This window comes from Hyphomonas atlantica corrig. (genome assembly GCF_000682715.1).
Lineage (GTDB): Bacteria > Pseudomonadota > Alphaproteobacteria > Caulobacterales > Hyphomonadaceae > Hyphomonas > Hyphomonas atlantica.
Window position 1 is genome coordinate 1 of record NZ_AWFH01000026.1, and the last position, 7,840, is coordinate 7,840.

The 7,840-nt window shown below is 59.5% G+C and carries 7 protein-coding genes and 1 pseudogene; 3 read left to right on the forward strand and 5 right to left on the reverse strand.

Features of this window, described 5'->3' with window-relative positions; all coding sequences use genetic code 11:
• Window positions 1–241, reverse strand: a 241-nt coding sequence (locus tag HY36_RS11265) for an antirestriction protein ArdA (protein ID WP_035552717.1), incomplete at its 3' end; no start/stop codon positions are given.
• 305 nt (window positions 242–546) lie between these two features.
• Here HY36_RS11265 and HY36_RS11270 point away from each other — a divergent pair.
• Complete coding sequence (locus tag HY36_RS11270; RefSeq protein WP_035552720.1) at window positions 547–996, forward strand: GNAT family acetyltransferase; 450 nt, start codon at window positions 547–549, stop codon at window positions 994–996.
• A 329-nt stretch (window positions 997–1,325) separates the two neighbouring features.
• On the opposite strand, the pseudogene HY36_RS11275 reads toward HY36_RS11270, so the two are convergent.
• Window positions 1,326–2,099: pseudogene (locus HY36_RS11275) on the reverse strand (transcriptional regulator domain-containing protein); the annotation flags it as partial.
• Between the two features lie 148 nt (window positions 2,100–2,247).
• On the opposite strand from HY36_RS11275, the gene HY36_RS11280 reads away from it, so the two are divergent.
• Both HY36_RS11280 and HY36_RS11285 read left to right on the forward strand, forming a co-directional pair.
• A complete protein-coding gene (locus HY36_RS11280; RefSeq protein ID WP_035552724.1) occupies window positions 2,248–2,946 on the forward strand; it encodes an SOS response-associated peptidase family protein in 699 nt (232 codons plus the stop codon).
• Between the two features lie 74 nt (window positions 2,947–3,020).
• The gene (locus HY36_RS11285; RefSeq protein WP_035552727.1) at window positions 3,021–4,196 is read left to right on the forward strand and encodes a winged helix-turn-helix domain-containing protein; all 1,176 of its coding nucleotides are present in this window, start codon (window positions 3,021–3,023) and stop codon (window positions 4,194–4,196) included.
• A 49-nt stretch (window positions 4,197–4,245) separates the two neighbouring features.
• Here HY36_RS11285 and trpS read toward each other — a convergent pair whose 3' ends face one another.
• From trpS to HY36_RS11300, 3 genes are all read right to left on the reverse strand, one after another.
• Window positions 4,246–5,247, reverse strand: a complete 1,002-nt coding sequence (gene trpS, locus HY36_RS11290; RefSeq protein ID WP_035552730.1) for a tryptophan--tRNA ligase — start codon at window positions 5,245–5,247, stop codon at window positions 4,246–4,248.
• Window positions 5,248–5,564: 317 nt separating this feature from the next.
• Window positions 5,565–6,515: a hypothetical protein gene (locus tag HY36_RS11295; protein WP_155841881.1), complete on the reverse strand. Its 951-nt coding sequence runs from the start codon at window positions 6,513–6,515 to the stop codon at window positions 5,565–5,567.
• Window positions 6,516–6,629: 114 nt separating this feature from the next.
• Window positions 6,630–7,754 (reverse strand): hypothetical protein, encoded by a 1,125-nt coding sequence (locus tag HY36_RS11300; protein WP_035552737.1) that lies wholly within the window; start codon window positions 7,752–7,754, stop codon window positions 6,630–6,632.
• Between the last annotated feature and the right edge of the window lie 86 nt (window positions 7,755–7,840).

Consider the following 7,840-nt stretch of genomic DNA (forward strand, 5'->3'; position numbering starts at 1 on the left):
ACAGATGCGACTTTCTGGTCGCACCATGGATGGCCCATTCCTCGGCGTCGGGGATCGGTGAGGCAGCCAGCATGGCACGCACCTCGGCCATGATCTCGCCCGGTGTGGTGGCGTCTATCCAGCGCCCGTGCAGGCAGCCATGATTATAGGCGGCCAGACAGGCCACATAGATGCGGGGACGGTCCGGAGATGTGCGTGCAGGATCTGCTGCAAGAGGGGCTGAGGGCTCGGGTCGGGTCATGGGTCAAGTCTCGCTTCCCCGCCCAAAATCCCTCCCGCATCAGGCGGGGGTGGGCGGCGAGAAGGCCGGCAGGCCGGACCTCCTAGGCGATTGCGCAAGGCGGAAAGGTAAGGCGCTCAATGCGCTTCCGGACGCCATTCAAACCCGCCCGCCTTGCGCAAACGGCGGGTCCGGGCAGACCGGTCGTCCGCCCAGCACCGTCTGAGAGGGAAAGATGCTGAGCTGTGTGGAGGAGTTGGGTCGGCTCGAGTCGAGCTTCGCTGTCGCTGGCCAAGGCCTGGGAATCATCTCACCCGGTATAGGAGATGACGCTCTATGTGAGAGACTATCGCGCGTCAGACCGGGACGAACTGATCCGGCTCTGGCAGGCCTGCGATCTTGTTCGGCCGTGGAATGACCCCGCCGCCGACATTGCCCGCGCCGTGACTGCAAAGGATGCCACGCTGCTAGTCGGCCGCGAGGCGGGCGAATTGATCGCCAGCGTCATGATCGGATACGATGGGCATAGGGGATGGGCCTGTTATCTCGCCGTGGCGCCTGGCCAGCGCAGCCGCGGACATGGGCGTGAAATCATGGAAGAGGCCGGCCTGTGGCTGGTGGCGCGAGGTGCACCTAAGCTGGAATTGCGCGTTCGCCATGGACACTGCGCGGCTGAAGCGTTTTACGCGCAACTCGGGTTCGAGCGCGAGGCGGTCAATGTCTATGGCAAATGGCTGTTGGATCCGCACGAAGCCGGCGCGACACCTGATCTCTGAATAGGTTTCGCACCCGTGACCCCTCTGGCCGCAAGGCCAGTGGGAAGCGCGCGGTGCGGCCCCGGGCCGGCAAGCCCCCGCAGCCCGGGCTCTCCCGGACGGGATAGCCCGGGACCGGAGACGCAGCCGGGCGAGCCAGACATTCGTGCAGACACAGGCGGCCAGACCCATCCGATGCGCCCCGCCCCGGCGGGCCCGGGGGACGACAGGAGCTCGATTGCTCGATCAAGCTTGTTCTAGAGGCGCCGGCGACCGGATGCGGACGGGGCCAGCAAATCGCGATAGCGACCGTCAATCAGGGTGCGCGCACGTTTCCGGGCCCTGCGGATTTCATCTTTCATCGCGCGATCAGGACCAGCCCAGGCTTCATTTGCACGTGCCTTGCCGTAAATGATCTGGGCCGTCTGGCGCAGGGACAGGCCTTCCTGCTGGCAATCCCAGGCGATGAGGGCATTGCGCAACGCGCGCTGCGTGCGCGTCCAGAGCGGCGGCGTCGGTGCCGTGACCGGCGCAAAGACCCGCAGCGCATCTTCCAGGAGGCGCAGGCGCGGCACCAGAGAATCGACGCCGCGGATCATGAAGCCGAGACGGACCGGATCTCGGGTCAGCAACGTACACCCCGTGCACCGGACCTGGACAATGTGGGCGCCGCCCCGGACCAGCAGGTGTTCGCGCCCGGCAGCGTCGACCAGGTGCACGATACGGCATCGATCGCGCGCACATTCCCGGATTTCACAGATCTCGCCGGGCATCGCCGGCGACACATGTAGCTGGATCTGACGCGGAAACCGGGTGCCCGACCAGAACGCATTCGCGTCAAGGCCGTTGGCATCGGGGTTCGGGAAGAAGGCCAGCCCCCAGCGATCCGCTGCCGTCTGGTCGGTGCGGGGTTTGATCAGGACCGTGTTCGGACAGGCCGGGCGCACAGAGACCGTGCCGTGCGGTTCGCGTGCCACATCCTTCAGGAAATCCGGATTGCGCCTCAGGAATTCCCAGGCCCAGCGGCTGCGCGACAAGGCGTGCGTATAGGCATAGGCCTCGACCTGAATCTGTCGCGCATCTGGACATTCGGACATGACAAAGCCTCCTCGCAACGACCTCATGCAAGATTGAATCCAAAATAAACTTAAAAGAGGAATTTGGGGCGCGTCCTGCCCTCTTTGCGAAATAAGTTAGATTCGTCGTTATCGGTCAGACGCCCCGCAGCAGAGGGGGCTTTTCCAGGCCTGTCCGGCGTGCCAACCTCGATTCATGTGTGGAAAGTTTCGATATTTTGCCAGCTGGGCAGACGTGCATGATTTCTCCGAGCCGTTGACAGCGCGTGCCAGCAATCAGCCGGAAGAGATTGCGATGCCGATGGCGTCAGCACCGGTCCTTCATCTCGGGACAGACGGTCGCCGGCAGGCCCGCCCCATGAGATGGGGGTTTACGAATCTGCGCGGCGGCCGCCGCTTTCCCGAACATGTTCATGCCCGCAATGACCGGCTGCTGGCCTCTCCGCTCTGGCGTCCACATTTCGAGGCCAGGCGCGGTCTGCTCATCGTGACCAGTTTCAATGAGGGTGAGGAGGTGCCGACCTTCCGCCCCGACCGCGTCACACCGACCGGGAATACGCGGACCCGGCAGTGGACGATCCGGCCGAAGGATAACACGCGCCTAGCCATTGCCGTCCTGTTCCGGGACGTGCCCGGCTCGGAACCGGAATTCGTCATGTGCACGACCGAGGCCAATGAGGGCATTTCCCAATTCGTCACCGGGGATCCCGACAAGCGCATGGCGGCAGTCCTTGATCCCGATCACATCCCGACATGGCTCGGCGAAACGCCATCCACCCCGGAGCAGGTTCAGTCCATCCTGACCCCGTTCGAAGATCATGGCAGCTGGCAGATGGCGCCCGAAGACACGCCCGCAGCCGCCAAGGCCGACCCGCTTCAGGGGAGCCTGTTCTAGGAGATGACAGCCTTTCCTCGCCTCAGGCCGGCATCCAAGCCTTTCCGCCGGGCCCGGTTCGGGACGCTCCCTCGATGACACGGCGATTGTGCATCTCGAACCGGGACGCCCGGCGCCTCTGGCTCTCGGTCCAGGGGCTGGCACCCACGCCGACAGGTCCGCTCGATCTCGATGCCCTGATCAAGGGGCTCGGCTTTGTCCAGCTCGATGCCATCCGGGTCGTCTCCCGGGCCCATCACCACATTCTCTGGAGCCGGAACCAGAATTACCGCGAGCCGATGCTGGGCCGGCATATGAGCCGGGATCGCCGCATCTTCGAGCATTTCACCCATGATGCGTCGGTGATCCCGATGGATTTCTATCCCATGTGGGCACGCCAGTTTCGCCGGCTCGAAGAGAAAGTCAGAGGCTGGCAATGGCACCGCGCCATGCCGGAGGCGGCAGGGCGCCAGGCGATCAAGGCGCGCATCGCCTCGGAAGGCCCGCTCAGCACGAAAGCGTTTGACACGAGGATCAGCGGTGAGAAGGCGATGTGGGCTCGCCCACCGCACAAGCTGGCACTTGATTACATGTGGTATTCCGGGGAACTGGCGACCGCCCATCGCGAGAATTTCACCAAATTCTATGATCTGGCCGAACGGGTCATTCCGGCGGGCTTGCGCGAGCAGGACATACCCGACACAGACCAGATCGACTGGCTGTGCCGCGGCGCGCTGGACCGGATGGCGTTTGGCAGTGAAGGCGACATCCAGCGCTTCTGGGACGCCGTCAGTTCACAAGAGGCAAAACAATGGACCGGACAACATGTCGGCGAACTGGTTCCGGTCGAGATCGAGGGCGCGGACGGATCGCTCCGTCCGGCGCTGGCGCCCGGAGACATTGAAGTCCGCCTCGACAGGGCACCCGCTCCGACCCGTCGGCTGCGCATTCTGAACCCGTTCGATCCGGTCATCCGTGACCGGACAAGGCTTGAGAGATTGTTCGGCTTTGACTATCGGATCGAGATGTTCGTCCCGCCGGCCAAGAGGCGCTGGGGTTATTATGTCTACCCAATGCTCGAAGGCGACCGGTTTGTCGGCCGCATCGATCTCAAGGCAGACCGCAAGGCCGGCACACTCATTGTCCAGAATTTCTGGCCAGAACCCGGCATAAGATGGTCTGACACCAGAACCAACAAGCTTCATGCCGAAATGGACCGTCTCGCCCGTTTTGTTTCTGTAGAAGACGTCGTTTGGGAGTGCACGGTGTAAGCTTCGAAGACAGCTGCCAAAGGCGTAGAAGAAGGCATCCACTACCCGCTCACAGTCTGAACAGTCCGAGCCCGTCATAAATTTCGGATTTCGTCTGCTCTGTCACGTTGCGCGCTGTCTGCGTGCCGTCACGGAGGATATCGCGGATATGGTCAAGATCCTGTTCAAGCCGGGCGCGGCGGTCCCGGATGGGCTCCAGAAAATCCTGCAAGATCCCCTCAAGGCGCTTCTTCAGCGTCACGTCTCCGAGGCCGCCGCGGCGATAATGCGCCTTCAACGCTTCCACTTCCTCGGCATCATCATGGAAAGCCTCAAGATAGGTGAACACGACATTGCCTTCGACCTGCCCGGGATCCTGCACCCTGAGGTGATTTGGGTCTGTGTACATCGCATTTACGGCCGCCGAGATTTCAGCCGGACTTGCCGACAGCCCGATCGCATTGCCGGCAGACTTGCTCATCTTGGACGCGCCATCCACGCCCGGCAGCCGGCCTGTCTTTGGCACAATCGCTTCGATCTCTTCGAGCAGGGGGCGACCGACAACCGCATTCATTCTGCGAATGATTTCATTGGTCTGCTCGATCATCGGGATCTGGTCTTCGCCCACTGGTACAAGCGTTGCCCTGAAGGCCGTGATGTCAGCCGCCTGAGCCGCCGGATAGCACAGGAAGCCAGCCGGGATGCTCTGTTCAAAGCCTCGCGCGCGGACTTCTTCCTTGACGGTGGGATTTCGCTGCAATCGCCCGACCGACACGAAATTGAGATACAGCAATGAGAGTTCGGCCAGGGCGGGCAGATGAGACTGCACGCAGATATTTGTCTTTTCGGGATCAATGCCGACGGCAAGATAATCCATCGCCACGTCCAGAACGCTCTCCCGGACCTTGCCGATATTCCCGATATTGTCGGTCAGGGCCTGCGTGTCGGCGAGCATCACGAATTGCCTGTGCGTGTCCTGATATTTCAACCGGTTCCTGAGGGATCCGGCATAATGCCCGAGATGAAGCGGGCCGGTTGTGCGATCGCCGGTGAGGAGGATGGGATGTGACACTGAAGTCTCCTGGATATGTGGGGGCACCGCAGGAGAGGAAACAAAAAAGGCCGCTCATGCGGCGACCCATTCTGGAATATGAAAGCTGGGCCACCCGATTACCGGATGTGCCACCAAGTGAAGTTTGTGTTGCTCTGTTTGCTCATGCGTGTCGACTATAGTCTAAGAATATGTGCGTCAACTTTTAGCCTACTGTCTCAATTCGAGCGCGGCATAGGCGAGTCCCAAGTAAACCGCTAAAAATTGTCTTCAACGGGTGCAAAAGAAGCCACAAGCAAGCGTGTTAACATCCAGTTTGGTCGAACAAAATCAGTTCGTCATTGACAAGCAGACATGGCATCTGTGCGAAGGTGCTCCACTTCATTGCCCCAGCCAATTCTAGTCTTCGCAACGAAATTCTCAGCAAAATGCTCCGCCTTGCATTCACAGTCACGTCCGCCCGCACGTTGGCATTCCGATAAGTACAATTCGTTCGCCTGTTCACGGCTGCGACAATCGCCGTCTTCAAACATGCGCGCGAGAATCTTCGGAGCGGTCAGCTCAGGGCTGCTATAGTCCCTCAGTTTGGCGACAGTCGCGGCACGATCACCATCATAATTTTGTTGGCGTCCGCGGGCTGTTGCCGAAGCTTCATTTAGGTGTGCAGTCAGGGATGCGCGAACCTCGTCTCGTTTCGCTGTCGCCATCTCAATGACGCAGGCCTTATTGAGCAAGGCCTTACTGGTTCGGCCATTCAGATGCGCCGATGCCATTTCCGCTTTGAAGCCGGAAAGAGCGGCTTCGCTTGAAGTGATAGGCTCGGGCTCGACATTCAGTGAAGCCACTTCAGGCTGGCTCGCGGCAAAGCTTACCGAAAACAGATCAAACCGCGCGCCATCCGGGGTAGCGACCCATGCCGATACCGGGGCGCCCGACACAATGGCGGCTTGCAACGCGTCCGCGTCAGCGCCAGGGCTGGCATAAACCGCTCTTGAGTCCGCTCCGCCGCCTTGTCCCGTCGCTCTCCATCCGCGCTGATTGACCCAACTGTCGATGATGGTTCCACCCGCATCGATCTTCACGATCAAATCGCGAGGGTTCGGCATACCAAGCGCCTGATTGGCTTTACTCCGAATTGTGCCCGGCATCACCAAACGGCTGTTTCGATTGTCGCTACAACTATACTCGATTGCGCCATCGGAAGATGTGGCTTCGTATACATTACATTCTGCATATGCTGTCGCGATGTAAGCGACAGACATAATCATCGTTGAAAGAGTCTTGAGCACGCAGTGTCCCCTTTCGTGTCATGCCAAGTGGTCACGCATACAAAAAACACAACGCTTAGCTGAACTCAAGAATCTGCGAAAAGCGCTCGCCAATTCTCTAGAATGTCCAGGACTTTATTCGCCAAAATAGTGTTTGCACGCGTCCAATTCCCGGCGCCCCCAAACATCGTGGAGATCCCAGGCCCACCAAGGCGTATCGTTTCCGTAGCAATAGTTGCGAAACTGCATTATCGCGAGTCCCGCGATGAAGGCTTTAGCCAGGTCTTCTGCCTCCTGTCGCGCGGCAAGCACATCCCGCGTCCGCTTTGCGCTTTGCGCTTTGTGCCAGTTATAATCGGCATAGGACAGCCGTTCCCACTTTTTGCTCAGCGTTTTGATTTTCCCATTTTCGAATTCCGAAACGCCGTGCCCTAGAGACAGGGACAGTGTGTCTGCTTCGCGTGTACCGAAGTCCATAGCTTCTAGTCGCGTCCGATCGGACTCTGGCAGATTTTCCCAAAAATAGAGAAAGCCTGTTGCGAAACCTGCATCATAGGGCCGGATGCGTAGCGACTGTGCGCTTGAAACGAGTTGGAATGAACTATGTTCACGGGCGTCTGCGCCAACCCGATACTCTGGGTAGGTGAATTCAGCGATATTGAAAATTTCGCCTTCTGAGCTGTGCTGGAGTCCCACGAGCCAGATGTCCGTCTGGACAAAAACTGCTTTGCCGCCGCAAAACTTTTCGACCACCTGATCACGAATGATCGGCTTCAGCTTGTGTTCGAACAACGCACGCGAGATCTCAAAAGTCGGTGCCTCATTGATTACGACAACGACATGCATGGATGGCACGGTCACGGGTGCGATATTGTACCGCGTACTATCCTGTCGCCACTCGCGGTGCCATTCGGGGGCAGAGCAAATGGGGCCTTCGGGAATAATTTTCGAGATGGGTCTACCACTGGCGTTTTGTTCACGCGTGCGCACATTGCCCCGATTGAAGATGGCGATTGAGTCGTCAGCATAAAGGAGGACGCCCCGATTTTGTGGAGAAACGGACACCCTTTCTCCATGATTTGGCAAGTCCTTCGCCTGAATGGGACGCCAGTCCTGCGGATCAAAGTCAGCGGTTTCATCGATCAAGGTCTGGTTCAGATAACTACCCTGTGCGCTGGCAGAAGCAGGAAAAATAGAAAGGGCAAAGATGCTTATCAGCCACACGAAAAATTGGCGCTCGCCCCCGGAATAACGGTTCATATCGCGACCTCCAAACTCTTACACGTCTTTTACCAACGGATACAGGCTCGCATAAGCTGGCCTGCCCCACAGGGGTGATCCACCAG

Bases quoted from the DNA above. Each gene is read 5' to 3' on its own strand.
- HY36_RS11270 (WP_035552720.1), top strand. From the start codon at position 547: ATGACGCTCTATGTGAGAGACTATCGCGCGTCAGACCGGGACGAACTG.
- HY36_RS11280 (WP_035552724.1), top strand. From the start codon at position 2,248: ATGTGTGGAAAGTTTCGATATTTTGCCAGCTGGGCAGACGTGCATGAT.
- HY36_RS11285 (WP_035552727.1), top strand. From the start codon at position 3,021: ATGACACGGCGATTGTGCATCTCGAACCGGGACGCCCGGCGCCTCTGG.
- HY36_RS11300 (WP_035552737.1), bottom strand. From the start codon at position 7,754: ATGAACCGTTATTCCGGGGGCGAGCGCCAATTTTTCGTGTGGCTGATA.